Source organism: Nostoc cf. commune SO-36 (assembly GCF_023734775.1).
Taxonomy (GTDB): domain Bacteria; phylum Cyanobacteriota; class Cyanobacteriia; order Cyanobacteriales; family Nostocaceae; genus Nostoc; species Nostoc commune_A.
On the sequence record NZ_AP025732.1, the window covers coordinates 51,600 to 74,472 of the forward strand.

15 protein-coding genes and 1 tRNA gene are annotated in these 22,873 nt (G+C 41.4%); 10 read left to right on the forward strand and 6 right to left on the reverse strand.

The genetic code is table 11. The features are described from left to right. Window positions 1–218: 218 nt before the first annotated feature. A complete protein-coding gene (gene scyA / locus ANSO36C_RS00230) occupies window positions 219–1,907 on the reverse strand; it encodes a scytonemin biosynthesis protein ScyA (protein ID WP_410174663.1) in 1,689 nt (562 codons plus the stop codon). 172 nt (window positions 1,908–2,079) lie between these two features. Between scyA and ANSO36C_RS00235 the strand changes: the two genes are divergently transcribed. The 4 genes from ANSO36C_RS00235 (at window position 2,080) to ANSO36C_RS00250 (ending at window position 6,878) form a co-directional block, all read left to right on the forward strand. After that, window positions 2,080–2,247: a hypothetical protein gene (locus ANSO36C_RS00235; RefSeq protein ID WP_251957868.1), complete on the forward strand. Its 168-nt coding sequence runs from the start codon at window positions 2,080–2,082 to the stop codon at window positions 2,245–2,247. 1,577 nt (window positions 2,248–3,824) lie between these two features. Next, window positions 3,825–4,070, forward strand: a complete 246-nt coding sequence (locus ANSO36C_RS00240) for a PAS domain S-box protein (protein WP_251957869.1) — start codon at window positions 3,825–3,827, stop codon at window positions 4,068–4,070. A gap of 10 nt (window positions 4,071–4,080) precedes the next feature. After that, window positions 4,081–5,793 carry a scytonemin biosynthesis sensor histidine kinase gene (locus ANSO36C_RS00245; protein ID WP_410174741.1) on the forward strand — a complete coding sequence of 571 codons (1,713 nt, stop codon included), beginning with the start codon at window positions 4,081–4,083 and terminating at the stop codon, window positions 5,791–5,793. Between the two features lie 152 nt (window positions 5,794–5,945). Beyond that, window positions 5,946–6,878, forward strand: a complete 933-nt coding sequence (locus ANSO36C_RS00250) for a response regulator transcription factor (RefSeq protein WP_251957871.1) — start codon at window positions 5,946–5,948, stop codon at window positions 6,876–6,878. A gap of 69 nt (window positions 6,879–6,947) precedes the next feature. Here the strand turns inward: ANSO36C_RS00250 and ANSO36C_RS00255 are convergent, their stop codons facing one another. The 3 genes from ANSO36C_RS00255 to ANSO36C_RS00265 form a co-directional block, all read right to left on the reverse strand. Then, a complete protein-coding gene (locus tag ANSO36C_RS00255; RefSeq protein ID WP_251957872.1) occupies window positions 6,948–8,150 on the reverse strand; it encodes an AAA family ATPase in 1,203 nt (400 codons plus the stop codon). 308 nt (window positions 8,151–8,458) lie between these two features. Then, window positions 8,459–9,970 carry a hybrid sensor histidine kinase/response regulator gene (locus tag ANSO36C_RS00260; RefSeq protein WP_251957873.1) on the reverse strand — a complete coding sequence of 504 codons (1,512 nt, stop codon included), beginning with the start codon at window positions 9,968–9,970 and terminating at the stop codon, window positions 8,459–8,461. Window positions 9,971–9,988: 18 nt separating this feature from the next. Then, window positions 9,989–11,965, reverse strand: coding sequence for a PAS domain S-box protein (locus ANSO36C_RS00265; protein ID WP_251957874.1), 1,977 nt, complete (start codon window positions 11,963–11,965; stop codon window positions 9,989–9,991). Window positions 11,966–12,536: 571 nt separating this feature from the next. On the opposite strand from ANSO36C_RS00265, the gene ANSO36C_RS00270 reads away from it, so the two are divergent. Beyond that, window positions 12,537–14,138 (forward strand): IS1182 family transposase, encoded by a 1,602-nt coding sequence (locus ANSO36C_RS00270; RefSeq protein WP_251957875.1) that lies wholly within the window; start codon window positions 12,537–12,539, stop codon window positions 14,136–14,138. A 77-nt stretch (window positions 14,139–14,215) separates the two neighbouring features. Here ANSO36C_RS00270 and ANSO36C_RS00275 read toward each other — a convergent pair. Continuing rightward, window positions 14,216–14,287, reverse strand: a tRNA-Val gene (locus ANSO36C_RS00275). Window positions 14,288–14,574: 287 nt separating this feature from the next. Between ANSO36C_RS00275 and fbp the strand changes: the two genes are divergently transcribed. The 4 genes from fbp to opcA all read left to right on the forward strand — a co-directional run bounded on the left by fbp (window position 14,575) and on the right by opcA (window position 20,386). Further along, complete coding sequence (gene fbp, locus ANSO36C_RS00280) at window positions 14,575–15,624, forward strand: class 1 fructose-bisphosphatase (protein ID WP_251957876.1); 1,050 nt, start codon at window positions 14,575–14,577, stop codon at window positions 15,622–15,624. 376 nt (window positions 15,625–16,000) lie between these two features. Next, on the forward strand, window positions 16,001–17,146 hold the full coding sequence (gene tal / locus ANSO36C_RS00285; RefSeq protein WP_251957877.1) for a transaldolase: 1,146 nt from the start codon (window positions 16,001–16,003) through the stop codon (window positions 17,144–17,146). Window positions 17,147–17,311: 165 nt separating this feature from the next. Further along, window positions 17,312–18,841 carry a glucose-6-phosphate dehydrogenase gene (gene zwf, locus ANSO36C_RS00290; protein WP_251960487.1) on the forward strand — a complete coding sequence of 510 codons (1,530 nt, stop codon included), beginning with the start codon at window positions 17,312–17,314 and terminating at the stop codon, window positions 18,839–18,841. 183 nt (window positions 18,842–19,024) lie between these two features. Then, window positions 19,025–20,386 carry a glucose-6-phosphate dehydrogenase assembly protein OpcA gene (opcA, locus tag ANSO36C_RS00295; protein ID WP_251957878.1) on the forward strand — a complete coding sequence of 454 codons (1,362 nt, stop codon included), beginning with the start codon at window positions 19,025–19,027 and terminating at the stop codon, window positions 20,384–20,386. Window positions 20,387–20,558: 172 nt separating this feature from the next. Here opcA and ANSO36C_RS00300 read toward each other — a convergent pair whose 3' ends face one another. Beyond that, window positions 20,559–21,194 carry a glutathione S-transferase family protein gene (locus tag ANSO36C_RS00300; protein ID WP_251957879.1) on the reverse strand — a complete coding sequence of 212 codons (636 nt, stop codon included), beginning with the start codon at window positions 21,192–21,194 and terminating at the stop codon, window positions 20,559–20,561. 247 nt (window positions 21,195–21,441) lie between these two features. Here ANSO36C_RS00300 and ANSO36C_RS00305 point away from each other — a divergent pair, with 247 nt between their 5' ends. Further along, window positions 21,442–22,839 (forward strand): cobyrinate a,c-diamide synthase, encoded by a 1,398-nt coding sequence (locus tag ANSO36C_RS00305; RefSeq protein ID WP_251957880.1) that lies wholly within the window; start codon window positions 21,442–21,444, stop codon window positions 22,837–22,839. The last annotated feature ends 34 nt before the right edge of the window (window positions 22,840–22,873 follow it).

Genomic DNA, 22,873 nt, shown 5'->3' on the forward strand with positions numbered 1-22,873 from the left:
AACCGCAAAGGGCGCAAAGAGCGCAAAGGTAAGAGAGTTACAAAGGGTTTTTACATCAGTGTCGTGAATTTTTGAAAGATTGGAATGCTCCCGTGTTTTACTCTCTTCCTTAGCGTCCTTCTCTACATGACGCTACACGTTGGCGGTTCGTTAATAAATCTTTGAGCCGGAAGCAAGTAATGTCTGTAACAATCTCATTCGATTGCCAGTTTTTAAAATTAAATCATTGGAAATGAAACTTGCTTGGCTGGATTTTTAGCCGAACTTGATTTAACTCCTTGTGCTGCTAAACTTTTATTACGTGCGCCAGATGGTGCTGGTCGATCAGCGTCAATCACTACATCGATCAGAAAGGGAACATTTGATGCGATCGCTTGTTCTAATGCTGCTTCGATATCTGACTCTCTGAGGACTACGATCGCTTCTGCTCCCATACCACGAGCAATCATGGCGAAGTTTGTGGGTGGGAGTGTTGCATCTGCACCCTTTAATCCCAAAATTTTCATCCCTTGATGGCACATGTTGTAACGCGCATCGTTAAGTACAATCCAAATAGCGGGAATTCTGTATTTCACGGCCGTGCTGATTTCGTTATTCATCAGCATGGCTCCATCGCCAACAATTCCTACAGCTTTGCTATTGTTCGCCAGCGCTGCACCCAATACTCCGGTGACGGCATGACCCATTGCGCCAACTCCGGTGCTGACTCGGTAACGATTAGCTTCGGAAAATTGGAGTAGATGAGTTGACCAAGTAAACGAGTTACCGCACTCCGCCATCACTACGGCATCGGTATCTTCAACAATGATCTTTTGAATTGCTGCCATCAATACTTCTGGCCGCACTGGATAATCTACATCTGGTGCAGGTTCAATTGCTTTGCGTTCTGGACGAGGTAGCGACAAAGTTGTGGAATGAGGAGCATCTGGTAATTGCTGCAATAACTCTTCCACAAAAGCTTTGATATCAGACCGAACTCCGAAAGTTTCAACGTGGGGATAGGCTACACCTGGCACTTCGGGATCAATATCTACATGGACAAAACCTTCTTTGGGAACTAGCGCCGAACTCCAGAAGGAAGTCGGTTCACCAAGGCGGGTTCCTAATACGAGTGTGCGTCGTGGAGGTTGCTGTTCCATATAAGTTAAGACGGAAGCATGACCGCCTAAACCTGTGACACCCACAAACTGGGGATGATCTTCGGGGAAGATACCTTTACCACGGGGTGAACACATGACGGCTGCTCCAGTTCTTTCAGCGAGTTCAAGGATTTCCTCTGCTGCGTCACGCGCACCGAAACCAACCCAGATGGCAAAAGGGCCAGATGATAATAACTCTACAGATTTAGCGATCGCTTCTTTTGAAGCCGTCATCGGAAACGGAGTAACATCTAGTTCAGGCAAGGATATATTCTCAAATAAACTTGTCTGCACTGCGGTGGGAATGCTCAAATGGGCGACAAATCCGCCTGGTTGCGCCATAGCTAAAGCAAGTTTGCGGAAAATCTGCGGTAGTTCAGCCGCAGATTCAATAGTGATTGCATAGTTAAATAGCGCTCCTGAAGTAAAAATCCCTCCAGTTGGCAATGTATAAGTGCTGGTTTCTTGAATTGCCCAACGTCCACGTTGCGGTGCAGAGGTGCAAGCCGATAGCAAAATTACCTTTGCACCTTCGCCACGAGCTGCAAATAATCCGGTGAGGGCGTTGGTGATCCCCGGCCCTGCTGTGGTAAAAACTACAGTGGGACGATTGTTAGCAAAGTAAGCTTCGGTCGCGGCAAATGCAGCTCCTGCTTCATGCCGGAAGTTCAAGACTTCTATATTGCTATTGGATAGCGCACCCCAAAGGCTCGCCATTGCACCACCGGCGACACCAAAGGCGTAGCTTACTCCCAAATTTACCAACATTTGAGCGATCGCATCGGCAACTGATAGGGGTGGGGCGACTTCATCGTTTAAAAAAGGCTCAATTGCACCATTTTCTCCGATTCATCAAACTGACGTGTATCGTCAGACACAGATTCGACATATCTATTTGCTGGAAATTCCTTGTATGGCTCAGTGGTGATGAGAGGAGAGTTTGAACCAGTATAGTTTGACTCATTGGTTTCACATTATTACAGGAAGTTACACAAAGACTTTTCAGTTTACAATCACAGCGCTAGAAATATTTATGGCAAACAACTCTGTTGTTGATGACAGCGATGACCTAACTTGGTCGGTTGTAGAAATGGTCGATCGCTGCTAATAGATGCTTGTGAGCGCAGTACCAAAAAATTTTTTTACCGAATGCACACAACAGTTGAGGCTGTGCTTCTTGAAACCAGAATAAGGGAGATGAAGATACTTGTACAATCAAAAATCTTTTGATTGAGGTGTCAAATCTTTCGTTTTCATCTTGATAGGTAGAGTAATTAAGTAGGTTGGTAGGGAAAAACTAAAGCATATAAACGCCTATAAACTATCAACTAACCTGGATTCAAGCACTTCTCATAATCTTTACAAAACTTAATATAGCTACTTTTAATAGTACCTACCTACTTTTTAATATGCATAGCAGGTTTTTAATTTGTGACGAGCGCTATGATAAAAATCTAATTGACAATGAAAAATCTTTTGATCTAGGTGTAAATTCTTTCGCTTAAATCGTGATTGCGACATTTCCAGCTTAGTCGATTTAAAAGATTGATATGCTGCGATCGCAGAAGCATTATATGACCAAAGTTGCAATAAAAAATCTTTTGATATATTTGCAAATTCTTTTGCTTTGGGACTTACACAAGTTTTGATCAGAATTAAAGCATGAGCAGAAGTCCACCAGTTTGGCGGTCTTTATCTTGTCACCAAAAACTCTTGGAGTCAATTATTTGTAACGATAAAGACATTGTTTATTAACTTTATTCAAATGAGAATCGCTATATTTGTCTTGAAAGATGACTAAAAGTTCAGTATTAAATAATAGCAAATAACGTTTTTGTTACACATAAGTGCCTTTTTTGTACTTAATACAGGATGTAGTGTTTATTTATGACAAAATAAACACTATGTTATACGTGAAAATATACGTATATTTTCACTCTCAATGTACTTCTTACGACGGATGACTAAGCATATTTTTCTATAGTTATATACATGAGAGAGCAAGTTAAGATAAATTAAGATAATAAACATGCTGAGTAAAATTTTGTTCATTTAGGTCAAGTCAAGCACTGTACATCGCATTTATGTTAAAAATCAAATGAGTCTACACTAGGACAGCATGGCGTAAATCCAGCCAACATCTTAATTAATCAGACAAGTTGCTCAAGCAACTGGTTGAAGGTAGTACAACTTCCACTGTTTTGTACTAGTAGTTGGCTAAAGCCCTTGACACGGGAAAGGTTAAAGGATAAAAAATCCTTATACTTTAACCTTCCCCCAGTCGAAACCCAGCAATTTTAGGTTGGTGAAACATACTTAGTTCTGCTGTAGGGCTAGTTTAAATTTAAAATATTTTTTCTACTTATAGATTAAGAGTTTTCAACTCCTATCTAAGAAGTTTTACTGACTAATCTAAATTTGATTTGTCTGAATTCGCTATTGCCATAAAAGGCTATTGAAGTCAGTAAAAAACTCTGAATTAATTTAGTTTTTTTAGGAAAAATTAGTTCAATAAGTTTCTATTTACTGGTATGATAAGTTTTGTTAACACCGTTGGTAATTTTTGCTGTTTTACTAATTAATAATCTGATTTTTTAACAGCCTGACAGTGCAGCAATAATTTAAGTAAATTATGACTATTAATTCATTAATGACTATTGCGCTGATTAATTACCAGGAGCAACTATGAATATGAATTCTGGCGAACCTACATTGACTAGATCAAACAATCAAAGGGTAATAGAACCAGAAGTAGAGATGAACTTTGCTCACTTCCTGATTAATCACGCTGTAGATGCTGCCTTCTGTTTAGGAGCAAGCGCGCAATTTCTTTACGTCAACGATGCGGCTTGCCTAATGACTGGGTATTCCCGTGAGGAATTACTTTCCATGAGGTTGCATGATATAGAATGTAGACTTTTCTCTACGTAATTGGTCAGAGATTAGCTCACAGAGTTCCGTTACCTTTAAATCTCGCTACCGGACAAAAGGAGGTCGGATATTTTTAGTAGAAATATCCATGAACTATGTCAAATACAAAGAGATAGAATTTGGCTGTGCCTTTGCGCGTGAGAAGACTGATGAAATAGTAGAACTAAGCGTGCAAAAGTGGACTGATGAATTAAGGGATGCCAAAGATAATTTGCAACAGGAATTTTCTCAACTCAAGGCCAAAGAAGTAGAACTAGAAACATCTCTTTCTTTGCTTCGTTCTACTCTCGAATCTACTGGCATTGGTATTGTTGCAGTTAACTTTGAGGGAGATATTCTGAGCTTGAATCAGAAATTTGTTGATATGTGGCAGATCCCGGAGTCCTTAATATTATCCAAGAAATGTCCTCGATGCAAAGCCTTTTTTGAGAATCAACTCAAAGATCCAGATGCCTTTAATCGCCTGATTTGGGAAGTATCGAGCCAATCTGATTTCGAGAGCTATGATATTTTGGAGTTGCAAGATGGGAGAGTTTTTGCACACTACTCTAAACCTCAGTGGCTCAAAGGCAAAATTATTGGTAGAGTGTGGAGTATTTGGGATATTACTCAATCCAAACAGACTGAAGAAGCATTACGATTGAACGCAACTAGATTTCGAACTTTAGCAGAAACTACAGATACCAGCACTTTTCTGATTCAAGGCACGCGACTTTGCTACATAAATCCAGCAGTAGAGAAACTCACTGGCTACACAAAAGAGGAACTGCTAACGGGTTTTGATCTTCGCCGACTGATTAAAAGCAAAAAACGCAGGCAGATACGTCAGCAAGAAGAAGCAGCTAACTTTGAATACCAGGAGATGAGTATTTTAACAAAAAATGGCACAGAGCGCTGGCTAGCCTGTTCAGTTGCCAAGCTTGATGAAGGGTTGGATTTTGGGGGAAACCCAGTAGAAATGATTGCAGGTATCGATATTACCGATTATAAATATGCAGAATTAGGTCTTAACCAAGCTCTAGAACAAGCCAAACAACTTAGCGAACTGAGAGCGCGTTTTCTTTCTATGGTTTGCCATCAATTCCGAACTCCGCTAAATATTGTTTCATTTTCTAATAGTTTACTTAAGGAAGAGGTAGACAAACGTACACAGAAAAAAATACAACCATTACTCGATCACATTCAAAAAGCCACCGAACAACTGAGCCTGATGTTGGATGATATTTTGTTCTTCTCTAAGGCAGAAGCAGCAAAATTAAACTTTGAACCGAAACCGCTTGAATTAGTTCAGTTTTGTCATGATTTAGTTGCCCAAATGCAGATGAGCGGTAGCCAAAAACCAATCAATTTTGTAACTCAAGATAAGTCTATAACAGCCTGTATAGATAAAAAACTGTTAGAGCCTATATTGAAGAATTTGCTGGATAATGCAAGAAAGTATTCTCCCTCAGAAATTGCAATTGAGTTGAAATTATATTGCCAAAATGACAAGTTAACTTTCCAGGTGAAAGACATGGGAATCGGCATTCCATTAGCAGATCAACAACGAATATTTGAGCCATTTTACCGTGGAACTAATATTGATCATATACCTGGTACTGGGCTAGGATTATCGATTCTTAAAACCCTTGTAGATTTACATCACGGTCAAGTTTTTGTAGAAAGTAAACTTGGTGTAAGCAGTACGTTTACGGTAATCCTGCCATTAATAAAATCAGAGTAAACTGGTTCCGAGTTATGAATGTTTAAATCCAGACAGTTGTTAATTAACTAACAATCATAACTCCCGGAACGAGGGAATTTATCTTATGCCTATTTAGATACTCACCAAAAAGTTTAGTAATCAGCTTCTGCAAAAATCTATAGGAATAAAAAATGATGTCTGAATCGCCAAATAAAATTCTCGTCATTGAAGATGATAACGTTACCCGCGATCTTTATTTAAAAGGTCTTAAGGCTAAAGGTTTTGATACAATAGGTGCTAACAATGGTCTTGCAGGCATCCAGAAAGCACAAGAGTATACACCCAACTTAGTGATTTGCGATATCATGATGCCCGATATGGATGGTTATAGCGTTTTAGCAAGGCTACGCCAAGATCCTGCTACAGCAATTATTCCCTTCATTTTTCTGACTGGTAGTAGTAGCAAAGCAGATGTTCGTAAAGCTATGGAATTAGGAGCAGATGACTATCTTACTAAACCTTCTACACTAGACGAATTACTCAGAGCGATCGCAATTCGCTTACAAAAGCAAGCGACTCTCCAACACTTATGTTCTATGCAATTCGAGAAAGCTTCAAAATCAGCCTTTGCAGATCATAATACTACAGCGATCGCTAGAGGTGTTGCCGTAGTCTCTGATCAAGAAGCCCTTAACAGAGAACCCCCTGACAGAGATGCCAGGATTCCTTCTAAGTCAATCTTTCCGTCCATTCCCCAATTGAAAGAAGTTTTCGACTTTATCGAAGCCCATTATCATCGAGGAATTACTTTGTGTGATGTGGCTGTTGCCGTTGGTTACTCACCGGCTTACCTAACTAACCGAGTAGCAAGGCAGACAGGAGAGACTGTAAACTGCTGGATTGTCAAACGCCGGATGGCGGGAGCTCGTTTTTTACTGCAAAATAATAATCAGACAGTCGAAAAGATAGCGAAAGAATTAGGCTATCAAGATGTGTCTCATTTCTCCCGCCAGTTTCGCCAACATCACGGCTTGCCTCCCAGGCTTGGCGCAAAGAACATCAGCTCGTATCGCAAAGACAGGTGCAACTTTGCTGAAAGTAAATTTACAGCAATTTTTATTTAGGCTAAGACTGAGATGGAGAGTAGTCTAGTTCAACAAGAAAACCAGTATTCCTCCTGTCTTCTGCCTCCTTCATATAAATAGTTGCGTAAACTCATATATTAAATCCACCCTACCTTTACGTAACATGGCTGGATCTAATCTTTCAGTGGTGTTGCAAGTCATCAAGACAACTAACCTTTGCTGCATCTGAATACCAGAGTCATCAATTACACTCTGATACAAAGTGCCATCCAGCAAACTGAGAATGTGTTCGGTTTTGTTATTGTATTGCGCTACCTCAGAAGCACGATTTTGCGCTAAATTATCAGCCTCGTTAATAACTATACAAATACGCTCTATGTAAGTCGGTGGAACAAAGTTAGCGATCGCATCATGATCTAAAATAAAAATGACATACCCTAAAGGTACAAGAATTTCTTTTGCTACTGCCTGTGTCCAGACTGTTTTACCAGTACCTGGTTGCCCATGCACAACAACTGCTAACTGGTTTTGATTAAGAATCGCTTGCTGTACAGAATCAGTAAAGTTTTGTATATCTGCGGGAAATGTCCGAATGTTAAATTGACTATGCACCTTGCCAACACGACTTTGATATCCACTCAGCATCACTGCTAAGTCGTAAGTTGCTTTGTTAATTAGTGGCGCGAGATTTTTCGCCATTAAAGTATATTGTCGTCGCCCGCGATCGTAAGGATCAATTTGCAACCAAACGTCATCCTTCGCCCAGTAAGCATAAACAGTATTAATAACGTCTAAGCGTTCCCAGCTAATAAATCTATCTATAGGAAAATAAAAGTCTCTTTCTGAGTGATACTGGGTAATAATATCAGGATTACCCAATACACCTAAAACTCGCAATACAGTAATTTCTTGCAGTCGATTAAGAACATAATCAATGGGAATGCTACTACGACTGACAAATTGGACGATGGGCGTTTCCGTACTCAAAACATCTTTGTAGCGATGATCTGGTGATTGAGGATCTGGCGTGATGTAATTCCAAAACTTTTCAACTTCGTAGCGGGTATTTTCAGATACAACACTTAATAAATTAGCCCACCAAGCATAATTATTCCGTCCCAAAATATCAGCAACATTACTCGCTAAATTCAAACTTTTTTGAGTTAATTCGCGGGAGTCACTGTACAATATTTGCCACAAAAACCCCCAGTCTAATTCTCGGTTAAACGGTCGCCAACCGCTAGCAAGCAAGCTTTGTCGGCTATTATTTGTCGGAGTACCTTCATTACTTCTAAAATAGTCAAAATCCATATTTATTAGTTATGCAGCGTTAATCGAGTTATTTTGTAGCAAGTAGGAGAGTTTGAAAAACTTTTTCGTAAATTTAACTAATTGTGTACAAATGGTAAGTTTATTTTCTCCATACTGTACTAGTTAGGAAGTCTTTTAATTTAACCCATTATTTATGTAATATACTGTAATACATTAAAACTACTATGTCAACTTTTTTGACAAAGTAATTCATAAGTCAATAAGCTTGGGTTAAGGAACCAAACCCAACATTTCTGGTGGTTTGTTGGGTTTCACTTAAATTTTTATAAATAATAGAAACCAAAAATCTATAAATCAGTTAATGTAAAAGTGAATTTTGTCCATCCATTGCTACTTTCTACTTGAATGTTTGCTTGCAGTTGTTCAACTAATTTCTGTACTATAGGTAAACCTAATCCCGAACCACCTTGATTCCAGATGTCTGCATTGGGGATGCGATAAAATTTCTCAAAGATTCGTGGTAAGTCTGTCACCGGAATTTCTGCTGAATTACTGATAGTAATAATAGTTTTTGCAGGCGCTTCTAAGGAATTGTGACTTACACTTAAGATAATTTCACCACCCGCAGGTGTGTATTTACAGGCGTTATTAAGCAATTCTACCAAAATTCGTTCTAAAATAATACTATCTGAGAGCAGTGGTGGAAGATTTGCAGGGAGATTCAGCTGTAGAGTTTGCTGATGTTCTTGAACACGGATTTGAAACGGCTCAATAACCCAACTTAACCACTGTTGTAAGAGCAATGCATCAGGTACAATCGGATAGGATGAGCTTTCTAGCCGTTGTAAATCTAGTAAATTATTTATTAATCCTAGCTCGCGATCGCACTCACTTTCCATCAATTCTAGATAGCGTTGAGCTTCCTCAGTACCCAGAGATGCTTGTATTATTTGAATCATCATCTTCATATTACTCAGAGGCGATCTCAGTTCGTGAGAAACTAAATTCAAGAAGTCATTTTTGAGTTGATTTATCTCCTCCAATTGCACCACAAGTTGCTCTTGCTCAATTTGCTTTTGACGCGCCTCAATTGCTCGTTTGCGCTCGGTAGTATCTCGAAACACTAGTACAGCGCCTGTAATATTATCTTTGTCATCTTTAATTGGTGCAGCGCTGTCATCAATTGGTATTTCTGCGCCGTCTTTAGTAATCAAAACAGTTTCTGCGGGGAGATTAACGATACTACCATCTTGAAGAACTTTTATAATCGGACTTCCAATAGGATTATGAGTCTTGGCATTGGCAATATTAAATACTTCTGATGAATTTCTGCCACAAGCTTCTTGCTGTTTCCATCCAGTCAACTTTTCAGCAACCGGATTCATAAAAGTTATCAAATCTTGTAAATCACTAGCAATCACACCATCGCCAATACTTCTCAAAAGTGCATCCAGCCATTTTTTATTAACTTTTAATTCCCTTTCTAAACCATGTTTAGTCAAAGTTATTTCAATATTTGTTTGTAGTTCTCTTTCTTTAAAAGGTTTGATTAGGTAGCCAAACGGCTCAGTTATCTTGGCTCGTTCTAATGTGTTCTCGTCGGCATAAGCAGTCAAATAAATTACTGGAATATCCAAATGTTTATAGATTTCCTGAGCAGCTTCTATCCCATCCATTGAGCCTTTGAGCTTAATATCCATTAGCACTAAATCTGGGGATATTTCTATTGCTATGTTAATCGCTTCTTCTCCTGAAGAAGCGATAGCAGGTACTCTATAACCAAATTTTCTAAGTCGATATTGTAAATCTTTGGCAACAATAGCTTCGTCTTCCACAACTAAAATTTTCGCGTTTGTCATTTTTTATTAATTATGTATTTATGTTAAAGGAAATGTTATCTGACACTCTACCCCAGTAGCGCCTATAATATTGATATTTCCTGCTAGCTGATGGGTTAAAGCATCTACTAGCTCCCAGCCTAATGATGCTAGTTTTTTAAAATCAAAGTTTGCTGGTAAGCCAATACCGTTATCACTAACTATCAATGTTAAATTATTATTAATTATTTTTTCAATTTTGATACTAATCGTACCATTATTATCTCTGGTAAATGCATATTTTAAAGAATTAGACACAAGCTCATGGATGATTAAGCTACAAGGAATTGCTGTATCCAAACCTAGAAAAACTTGCTCCTCGATATTTATTCTTAGAGCGATCGCATCTTCATTCACTTCATAAGCAGCAAATAAACTTGCGACCAAATCTTGAATATATTCACCAAAATCAATTCTTGCCAAGTCTTGAGACTGATACAATTTTTCGTGAACTAGAGCTATTGATGCAATCCGTTGCTGGCTTTGTTGGAATATTACCAAATCGTCTTTATCTTTAATATAGGCAGATTGCAAGTTTAGCAAACTGGAAATAACCTGTAAATTATTTTTGACCCGATGGTAAATTTCTTTTAATAACACCTCTTTTTCTAAAAGTGATGCTTGAATTTGCTCCTCCCACTGCTTGCGTTCGCACAGCGCGGCTTGCCGTTCGCTAATATCTTCGACTACAGAAATAAAATACTTTGGCTTCCCAGTAGGTTCGCGCATTAAAGACACGGTGAGATTAACCCAAACGATAGAATTATCTTTGCGGAAATAACGCTTTTCCATTGAGTAAGTTTGAATATTATCTGCTAAAATTTTCTCAACATATTGTAGGTCGATGTTAATATCATCAGGATGAGTAATATCTTGAAAAGTTAGCAACTGTACTTCTTCAGGTGTGTAACCAAGAATATCGCAAAGCTTTTGATTAACTAACAACCAGCTTCCATCTATTGCTACATGGGCAATGCCAACAGCAGCTTGATGGAATGCAGCCCGAAATCGCTGTTCGCTCTCTCGCAATGCTTCTTCTATTCGCTGTCGCTCAGTAATTTCTGCCTGTAGTGATTGATTAATTATTGTTAACTCTTCTGTCCGTTCTTCAACCTTGCTTTCTAGTTGTTCCAGCAGGCTACTTAGTGCCTCCTCTGCTTGTTTATGCTCAGTCATATCTTTGTGTGTACCTGTCATCCGCACGACGTTACCATCTTCATTCCACAGTGCTTGGCCTCGATCTAAAATCCATTTATAAGTGCCGTCTTTACATTTAATTCGATACTCGGTAATATAAAATGGTTTTTTCTGAGCAAAGTGATCTTGAATTACTTGTCTCACCCAATCAAGATCATTCGGATGCACTCTTGTCATCCATTCATTTAAATGGTTAGAAATTTCGTAGTCTTCGTAACCGAGCATTTCCTTCCAGCGAAGTGAGAAGAAAACTTCATTGGTTTTAACATTCCAGTCCCAAATCCCATCATTATTGCCGCGCAAAGCTAATTGCCAGCGTTGTTCACTTTCTCTCAAAACCTCCTCAGTCCGTATGCGTTCAGCAATTTCCCTGGCTAGTTGGCAGTTTGCAGCCTCTAGTTCAGCAGGACTCGGTAGAGCCAGCACTTTTGGCATTAATGGCACAAGCTCTACAGCCGTCAATACGGAGATAAAAGCGGTGATAGCTTTGAGTAACCCTGATAGCCAATAGGTAGGATGCCAAAGCGTCCAAACATCCATCAAATGGGTAGTGCCACAAGCAACGATGAATGTGCCAAACATGAGAAATATCCAGTCGAAAGGTACATCTCGTCGTTTACGGACAAAATAAATCAACATCACTGGAATTGAATAATAAGCAAATCCAGTTAATACATCTGAAACCAAATGCAACCAAACTAATCCTGGTTTCCAGAGATAGCAATGTCCGTGGGGGATAAACTGGTTAGTAGAGAAAAAATTATTTAAAAGTTCCATCATCAAAACCTATACACTGCCTAAGTCTTCAGCGAAGCCGGAAGTCCGAAGGAAGAGGTTTTTAGCCTAAAACCTCTGAGACGCGCGCACATACGCCTAGTAGATGGCTTCTCATACTCTAAAGCAGAACACATTCGGCATTCTTCAGAGTTTTAACGTATCACTTGTAGACTAGGATCGGGTAATAATTAGGATTCCTACATTGTTTACCTGTCATACTTTCTGGGTTTTTTAACCTGACAATAGTAAGATTTATTGAATTTAAAGTACCGCGATCGCTCTGCTTATTGTTACCGTAAATCCTCTGAAATGAATTATTTATGTATATATAAACCTTCAAAAATTACAGTAATATTTCGCTGATATAATTTAAGCCTCATCTAGCTCCATACGTATATTTACAGGCTAGAGCGCGTTTTCAAACGCCAGTTTATATGCCGCCACTAAACTGAGTAACGAATACAGTTCAGCAATGGCATACTCTAGAGCGCCAGTCCAGTAGAAGTAATTGACAAAAAGTACAGTTTTTGCAGAGGCTAATATTGAAGAGCGCAGTATTAGGAGTGTATAAAAGATGCGTCCCTCATTCTGGAATCCTCCCATTGAATTATCACTTGCAGAAGAAAAAGTAGTAAAACGTATACGTAAAGCCAAGTTGTTCGGATTTTTGAGACAGATACGCCACGAACTATTTGACTCAGATTTTCAGTTAGAATTAGCAACGATGTTTAAGGATAGTAGTGTGGGATTATGCCCAGTACCACCAGCACAATTGGCACTATTTATTATTCTTCAAGCATATACAGGAGTATCAGATGACGAGGCAATAGAAGCCATAGAAATGGATAGAAGATGGCAGATAGTTTTGGATTGCCTGGATTGTGAAAAAGCCCCATTTGGAAAAGGAACACTAGTAAGATTCAGGGCGTTGTTAATATCAAAATCTTTGGACAGACGGTTAATCGAAAAAACAATTGAAATGGCAAAAATTCGAGGAGGTTATAATTCACATTCCCTAAAAATAGCATTAGATTCAAGTCCATTATGGGGCGCAGCAAGAGTTGAAGATACATATAATTTGTTAGGTCATGCGTTGCGAAAAGCATTAGAAATAATCTCTGAAAATACTCAAGAAAGTTTAGAAAGCCTTGCGGCAAATATGGGAGCAGAAATTGTCGCTAAAACCAGCCTGAAAGCGGCTCTAGATTTAGATTGGGATGACCCAGAATCTAGGAAGGTGGCATTATCGACAATTTTACAAACGTTGAGCTCAGTGGAGTTTTTGGTTAATCAAAAAACCGATTTGTCCGATTTAACCACAAGCCTTGTCAATCAAAATCTGGCAATTGCACGACAAATTGAGACACAAGATGTGGAGGAGGAATCAGATGCTTCCCCAAAGCTCCGTAATGGTGTTGCCAAAGACAGACGTATTTCTATTGAAGATGAGGATATGCGACATGGACGTAAAAGCCGTAGTCAAAAGTTTGATGGTTATAAACGCCATATTGCCAAGGATTTAGAATTAGAAATGATTAGGGCTGTTGGTGTTACTAGAGCTAACGCACCTGAAGCATCAGTAACTTTAGATATTGAAGCAGATTTAAAACAACAACACGTAACTATTAAAGAATTACATATTGACCGTGCATATTTAACCAGCCATTGGGTTAAACAGCGCACATCTGATCTGGCTATTATTTGCAAGGCATGGAAAGTACGCAACGGTAAACTATTTGATAAAAATGCTTTTGTTCTTGATTGGGAAACCCATTTGATTCGTTGCCCAAATGGAGTCACTTTACCATTTCATGAAGGGGGTATTGTCCACTTTCCTAAACATGAATGTGATGCTTGTCCCATCCGTTCTCAATGTACGACTAGCAAAAATAGTCGCAGTATTTCCATTCATCCTGATGAATCCTTACTTGTGGAACTGCGTCAGCGCCAAACTACTGTGGCCGGACGCGCCAAACTCCGTGAACGTGTCAGTGTTGAGCATAGTTTAGCTCATATTGGTCAGTGGCAAACAGACAAATCTCGCTATATTGGACTACGCAAAAACCTTTTTGACCTCCGAAGAATGGCTGTTGTTCACAATCTTCATGTCCTCGCTCGTATGTCCCACACTAGACCACAAGAATTCTCCATTTTATCTGCATCACAGTCTAATTAATTTGTCAATATTTTCTACTGGACTGGCGCTCTAGCTGAAGGATATTTGGTTAATTGAAACTTTTTATATTACTTAAGTGGGCGATACTGGATTTGAACCAGTGACCCCATCCGTGTGAAGGATGTGCGCTACCCCTGTGCCAATCGCCCAAGACCTTCTATTTTATCAGAACTTGCTCAGATTGACTATGCATCTTTAACTCTGGACATCGGGCCACGGAAGATTTATATGATATGCGGGATGCGGCAAACTCAGTGTCTTTAGACCTGGGAAGGAAGCGGCACGAGTGGGTTTAGCCCTGAGACTGTCAATTCTTTAGTTTATCTAAAGTCGCATCTAAGTTATCAAATTACCTTTCTAAGATAGAAGCAGCAACTATAAGTTGCCATACACGAATAAAACCCAATTAACAGCTGTGGCTGCGGAGAACATAAAAATGGCTAAAGCGCCAGAATCTTTAGACTTATCTGTCAACGAAATTACAGACTTAGCTCTAGATCGTGATTGTACAACCTTATCTCGTCACGTTCTACAACAACTTCAGAGTTTTTCGCCAGATGCACAAGATTTAAGTGCGCTAATGAATCGCATCGCCCTTGCCGGCAAACTGGTTGCTCGTCGCATGAGTCGCGCTGGTTTAATGGAAGGCGTTCTCGGATTTACTGGGGAAGTGAATGTACAAGGAGAATCCGTCAAAAAGATGGATATCTATGCCAATGATGTGTTTATCTCAGTGTTTAAGCAAAGCGGTTTAGTCTGTCGCCTCGCTTCTGAGGAAATGGAAAAACCCTACTACATCCCCGAAAATTGCCCCATTGGACGTTACACTCTGCTGTATGACCCAATTGATGGCTCATCCAACACTGATAATAATCTCAGCTTGGGTTCCATTTTTGCCATTCGCCAACAAGAAGGAACTGATAGCGATGGTAAGGCAAGCGACCTTCTCACCAATGGACGTAAGCAACTCGCTGCTGGATATATCCTGTATGGCCCCTGCACGATGCTGGTTTATACTATAGGTAAGGGCGTTCATTCCTTTGTCCTTGATCCCAGCTTAGGGGAATTTATTCTCACAGAAGAAAATATTCGCATTCCTAACCACGGGTCTGTTTACAGTGTGAACGAAGGTAACTTCTGGCAGTGGGAAGAATCAATTCGAGAATATATCCGCTACGTTCATCGCACAGAAGGCTACAGCGCTCGTTATAGTGGCGCAATGGTAAGCGATATCCACAGAATTTTGGTTCAAGGTGGTGTGTTTCTCTACCCAGGCACAATTCAAAATCCAGAAGGAAAATTGCGCTTGCTTTATGAAACCGCTCCTCTCGCCTTTTTGATTGAGCAAGCAGGGGGTCGTGCGACTACAGGCCTGATGGATATTTTGGATGTTGTGCCGAAAAAACTGCATCAGCGCACACCTTTGATTATTGGTAGCAAAGAAGATGTAGCAAAGGTGGAGTCTTTTATTCAAAACGGACACTAGGAAGATAATTCGTAATGATGCTCTCTACGAGACGCTAAAAGCGTAGCTTGCTTCTCTGAAAGAGTACGCGGACTCGCTACCGCTACGCTAACGTAATTCGTAATTCCTGTTACGTAAGGGTTTTAGACGTTTTGTAAGGGTGACTTATTTTCTCTGTGCTGTACTCTCATCTGCCATTAATTAAACGTTAATCATGGTGATTTAAGATTGGGGATGCAAAATAGCGCTTTTTTGAAGATCAATTAAGGATTATCTCAGCTGGCCGATGCGATAAGTGATTGGCAACGCCACAATTCAAAAGTAACCATCAATAATTTGATGCGTTTTGCCAACTTTACTTAGAAGCATCACAATACAGGAGTGAAATAAACTAGCTATGTCTACCAATCATCTACTAGAAATTAACCAATACGGTCAAAGTATCTGGATGGATAACTTGACTCGTGACATTATTCAATCAGGTGAACTCAAAGACATGGTTGAAAATCAAGGTATATCTGGGATTACTTCTAACCCAGCTATCTTTGAAAAAGCGATCGCAGGTAATGTCATTTATGATGCTGATATAGAAGCCGGAGTTCGTGCTGGCTTACAAATACAGGAAATTTACGAATCCCTAGTTTTTGCAGATATCCGTAATGCTTGTGATATATTACGCCCTGTTTATGAAGCCTCGAATAGACTAGATGGTTATGTGAGTATTGAAGTACCGCCAACCATCGCCCATGATACGGAAGCCACAATCAGCGAAGCTCGGCGCTATTTCCAAGAAATTGGTCGGGAAAATCTGATGATTAAAATTCCCGGTACAAAACCTGGTTTGCCAGCAGTGGAGCAGGTAATAGCCGAGGGAATGAATGTTAATATTACGTTGCTGTTTTCTGTAGAAAGCTACGTAAACACAGCTTGGGCTTATATTCGGGGCTTAGAAAAACGGCTGGCTGAAGGTAAAGACATCAGTAAAATTGCTTCAGTCGCTAGCTTCTTCCTCAGCCGGATCGATAGTAACGTTGATGGCAAAATTGATGCTAAGTTGAAAAAAGGCATTGATGATATTTCCGTAGAAGCAAAGCTAAGAGCTGTTAAGGGGAAAGTAGCGATCGCTAACGCCAAGGTAGCCTACCAGGAATACAAGAAGATCGTTAGAAGTGAGCGTTGGAAAGCCTTGGCAGAAAAAGGAGCCACAGTACAACGGCTACTTTGGGCTAGTACTAGCACCAAAGACCCCCACTACAACGACGTGATGTATATCGAAGAGTTGATAGGGCGAGATACTGTTAACACCGTACCACCAGCGACAATAAAAGCTTGTGCCGATCATTGTAATGTAAGCGATCGCTTAGAAACAGATGTAGATAAAGCTTACACGCTGATCGAAAACCTCAAAGATGCCGACATCAACATCGACCTCGATACCGTAATGGATGAACTATTAGATGAAGGTATCGACAAGTTCATTCAGCCCTTCCAGTCCTTGATGAACTCTTTAGAAGACAAGATCAAGGTATTGTCACCAGTGTAGGGACTGGGGAGTGGGGAGTGGGGAAGAAGCAGGGGAGCAGGGAGCAAGGGAGAAGAATTTTCTCCTCTGCAAGAGCAGCACTCCGCCCCTCTGCCTCTTCTCCATGCCCAATGCCCAATGCCCCATGCCCAATCCAAAACCCAAAACCCAAAACCCAAAATTCCTATGGTTAGTCTGCTAGAAAATCCCTTGCGCGTTGGTCTGCAACAACAAGGGATGCCCGAACCCCAGATTATAGTTATCTTTGGCGCTTCTGGTGATCTCACCTGGCGCAAACTAGTGCCAGCACTTTACAAACTGCGGCGAGAACGGCGGATACCACCAGAAACTACTATTGTCGGCGTAGCGCGTCGAGAATGGAGCCATGAATACTTCCGCGAACAAATGCAGAAGGGCATGGAAGAGGCACATCCTGATGTCGATTTAGGGGAACTTTGGCAAGACTTCTCACAAGGTCTGTTCTACAGCCCTGGGGATATAGACAACCCCGAAAGCTACAAAAAACTAAAAACCTTATTGACTGAATTAGACGAAAAACGGGGCACGCGAGGTAATCGCATGTTCTACCTCTCCGTTGCTCCTTCATTCTTTCCTGAAGCGATTAAGCAGCTAGGAAGCGGCGGGATGCTAGAAGATCCCTACAAACATCGTCTAGTAGTTGAAAAACCCTTTGGTCGGGATTTGGCTTCTGCCCAAAGTCTTAACCAAGTGGTACAGAAATATTGCAAAGAAAACCAAGTATACCGCATTGACCACTACTTAGGTAAAGAAACAGTCCAGAATTTGCTGGTGTTTCGCTTTGCCAATGCGATTTTTGAACCCTTGTGGAATCGTCAATTTGTTGACCACGTACAAATTACCGTAGCAGAAACCGTAGGCGTAGAAGACCGGGCTGGTTACTATGAAAGCGCCGGCGCACTGCGGGATATGTTGCAAAATCACCTCATGCAACTTTACTGCTTAACGGCGATGGAAGCACCAAACGCAATGGATGCCGATAGCATCCGCACAGAAAAAGTGAAGGTACTCCAAGCTACTCGTTTAGCTGATGTTCACAATCTGTCGCGGTCAGCAGTGCGTGGGCAATACAGTGCTGGCTGGATGAAAGGTCAAGCAGTGCCAGGGTATCGGACAGAACCAGGCGTTGACCCCAACTCCACCACACCTACTTATGTAGCGATGAAGTTTTTGGTAGACAACTGGCGCTGGAAAGGTGTTCCTTTCTACTTGCGTACCGGAAAGCGGATGCCGAAAAAAGTGAGTGAGATTGCCATCCACTTCCGCGAAGTTCCATCTCGGATGTTCCAATCGGCCGCCCAGCAGACAAACGCCAATATTTTGACGATGCGGATTCAGCCAAATGAAGGTATTTCCCTGCGTTTTGATGTGAAAATGCCGGGGGCAGAATTCCGCACCCGTTCCGTTGATATGGACTTTAGTTATGGTTCCTTTGGCATCCAAGCAACATCCGATGCCTACGATCGCTTATTCCTTGATTGTATGATGGGCGATCAAACATTGTTCACACGCGCCGATGAAGTAGAAGCAGCTTGGCAAGTAGTAACACCAGCCCTTTCCGTTTGGGATGCACCCGCCGATCCTAATACTATTCCTCAGTACGAAGCCGGTACTTGGGAGCCAGAACAAGCAGAACTCTTAATTAACCAGGATGGCCGTCGCTGGCGCAGACTGTAGAATTTTAGATTTTAGATTTTAGATTTTAGATTGGGGGCGGTGAAATAGGAAATAGATAATAGGTAATAGGGAATATGAAAAACTATTACCAATTACTAATTACAAAATTACTAGTTCTTAATCTCAAATCCAAAATCCAAAATCTCAAATCCAAAATCCAAAATCCAAAATCCAAAATCTCCTATGCCTACCCAAACTTCTACAATTTTCTCGCTCCAGGCACCAAAAGATATTTCGCTTAACGAAATAGATGCCGAACTCAATCAAATTTGGCAAAGCTACGGCATTACTGGCGAGGACGGTGGACTTCCCAGTGCTACTAGGGCAACAACATTTACTTTAGTGGTCTACGAACCAGAAGAAACTCAGTATTTGTTGGCTGCTTTGGGATTTTACAACGGCCCAATTGATGGGATTTTAGGGCCACAGATGGTGGCAGCATTGCGGGAATTCCAAAAGAAACATAAACTGCCAGAAACTGGAACAGCAACACAAGAAACTCTGACAATATTACGAGAAGAATTCGCTAAAGGTCAGCGAGTTGGGACTGGTGGAGAACACGCTATTGCTGGGTTAAGTGGTGGCAGCCCCAGAATTGCCGATGAAATCGCTCTCCGCAACCCCTGCCGCATCATTGCGCTATTTCCCATTGCTGGCGAAGATGAAGGGGTTAAGGCTCAAGTTTCTGCCTATTGCCCCATCCAAAAGCAATCGTCAAGCACACTTATCTGCTGCGAATATATCACTCTCAGTGGAACTGCTGCTGCCTTAGAACGCATCGGTGGTATGATTCCGGCCTTGTTAATTGGCGGCTTGCCAAAGTTTCTCTGGTGGAAGGCAACACCAGACCCTAACAACGGTCTATTTAAGCGCCTAGCAGCAGTCTGCAATAATGTGATTGTAGATTCTTGCAACTTCAACGAGCCAGAAAGTGATTTACTTCACTTACAAGAGTTGGTAGAAACGGGTGTACCTTTAGCTGACTTGAACTGGCGTCGCCTCGCATCATGGCAAGAATTGACAGCTGAGGCTTACGACTCACCTAACCGTCGCGCCGCCCTCAAAGAAATTGACCGCGTTACGATTGATTACGAAAAAGGCAATCCAGCCCAAGCTTTGCTGTTTTTGGGTTGGCTGGCAAGTCGGTTGCAATGGCAGCCAGTTTCTTATGAAAAGGAAAGCGGTGATTATGACATCACTCGCATCCGTTTTATTGCTCAAGAGCAGCGACAAGTAGAAGCAGAGTTAGCAGGAGTTCCAGTTGCTGATGTAGGCGATATTGTTGGTGACTTGATTGCCTTGCGCCTCAGTTCGACAAATCTCCAGGCAGACTGTGGTACAGTTATCTGCTCAGAAACTGGTGGTTGTATGCGGATGGAAACCCACGGTGGCGCTCAATCTGCCGGTCTGTTTCAACAGGTGACTTCACTTTCGGAACAAAAGGCGGAAGCTTTGCTAAGTCAGCAGGTGCAACGCTGGGGTCGCGAGTCACTTTTTGAAGAAAGCCTGGGAGTGACAGCAAAAATTTTCAAATTGGCGAATTAATTCAGTCCTAACCACCCCAATACGGTAAATACATTGGTAGGGGCGTACAGATGTACGCCCCTACAGTCAATTCATGATGTTGGATAGATTTTTGCAAACGCTTTGGGTTTATATGAATTGCCCTTGCCTGAAAATCTAGGTTTCGACTATTGTTTGTTTTGCGTAAATTCTGTTACTGAAAGGATACCTCGTATTTGCCTCCACGCTCAAGGGCGCGTTTGTAAGCAGATCGTGCATGAATGCGCTCGATAAATTCTTTGAGCTTTGGCCGACTCTCAACCTCTTCGGGGAGGCTAGCGACTACTTCCAAGGGAAAGCTCATTTGGATATCGGCGGCGGTAAATTCCTCGCCCGCAAACCACGTACTTTTACGCAGTTCACTTTCTATGTAATCAAAGTGAAGTTTGATCTGGGGCGCGACGAATCCGCTAACCACACTGCTCTCGCCTGCACCAAAATTGTTCAATATCAGTCGCATTACCAGAGGTGGCATTGCAGAGCCTTCAGCATAATGCAACCAATATGTATAGCGCAGATGCTCTGGTGTATCGGATGCCGGAACTAAGCGACCATTACCGTAGCGATTAACGAGGTATTCGACGATCGCGCCCGACTCAGCAACCGTGAAGTCTGCATCTGTGATCACTGGTGATTTGCCAAGCGGATGAACTTGGCGCAGCGACTCCGGTGCTAGCATCGTCTTTGCATCGCGTTCATAGAATTTGATCTCGTATTCGATACCTAATTCCTCAAGCAACCACAGCACACGCTGCGATCGCGAGTTGTTAAGATGATGCACAACTATCATAAAACGTTCTTCTTCTGGTAGCTTATTGCTATCCGATCTCGGTTAACTCCAACTCTATTATTAAACAGACTTTTTCAGCTTAACTCCCCTAATTGGTTGGTTTTCTTGTTTCTAATTGGTATAAGTTTGAGTTAGTTGGTTTTAAAATAAATCACAAACTGGCGCATCTAATTTTGCCAAAAGCGAGTATAGACGCACAGCCAACCGTCAAAATAGTTGCTGCATAAAAACCTAATTTGTTTCATTTATGGCTTTAGTCATTGCCGGGGAACGTAGTGGGGTGGGCAAGACAACAGTCACGCTCACCCTTTTAGCATCTTTACGCCGTCGCGATCGCCTGGTGCAATCTTTCAAGGTGGGGCCAGACTACATTGATCCAATGTTTCATCAACACGTAACTGGTCTTCCTTGTCGCAATTTAGACCCCGTATTAACTTCTGAAGCCTACGTTCAGCAATGTTTTGCCCATCATAGTCAGCTGAGTGAATATGCCCTCGTAGAAGGGGTAATGGGGTTATTTGATGGAGTTTCGTCATTAGTCAATAGTCATTTGTCATTTGCAAAAGACAAAGGACAAATGACCGACTTTGCGAGTACTGCACACATCGCCCGGCTTTTAGATTTACCTGTGGTGTTGGTGATTGATTGTAGTCGTTTATCTGGTTCTGTAGCTGCGATCGCTCACGGCTACCAGTCTTTTGATCCCCGAATTAAAATAGCTGGGGTAGTATTAAATCGCGTGGGGAGCGATCGCCATCTCTCTCTCCTGAAAGATTCTCTAGAACCCTTACAATTAAACATTCTCGGCGTACTGCGCCGTCAAGATAACATCACAATTCCCGATCGCCACTTGGGTTTAGTACCCACAGCAGAACTTCCCGAACTCAATGCCTTAATTGATCGCCTCGCCGATTTAGGAGATACCTGCTTCGATTGGCAACACTTATTACCTTTGTTAAAATCCGAACCTCTCCCTCATGCCTCTTATCTGCCTCATCCCCCGTCATCCCCAGTCAGGATTGCAGTAGCCCGCGATCGCGCTTTTAATTTTTATTACCAAGATAATCTTGATTTGCTGCAACAACTTGGCGCAGAACTGGTTTTCTGGAGTCCCTTAGAAGATGCTGCAATACCAAAAGATGTGCAGGGAATGTATTTTGGCGGAGGTTTCCCAGAAGTTTTTGCCCAGCAATTAGCAGAAAATACTAACGTTCGTGATGCAGTGAAAACAGCAATTCTTCAAGGAATGCCCACAATTGCCGAATGCGGGGGATTGATGTATTTGTGTGAGCAAATTATCGATTTTGAAGGTAAATCTTGGTCAATGACGGGAGTACTACCAACATCTGCGGTGATGGGTGGGCGTTTAACTTTAGGCTATCGTCAGGCAGTAGCTTTACAAGATAATCTATTAGTCAAAGCAGGTACAACTATTTACGGACATGAGTTTCATCGTTCCCAGTTAACCTTAACTCCCACTCAGCCCCTATTTAAAACTTCTCGCTACGATTGTGAAGAAAATATGGGATGCGAGGGATGGGGTTTTCCTGCAAACGTCCATGCTTCTTACGTTCATTTGCATTGGGGACAAAATAGAGAAATTCCCCAGCAGTTTCTTCAAGAATGTCTGAAAGTAGCATTTTGAGGGCGGATGTTTGAAGAAGAATTCAGAAGTCAGA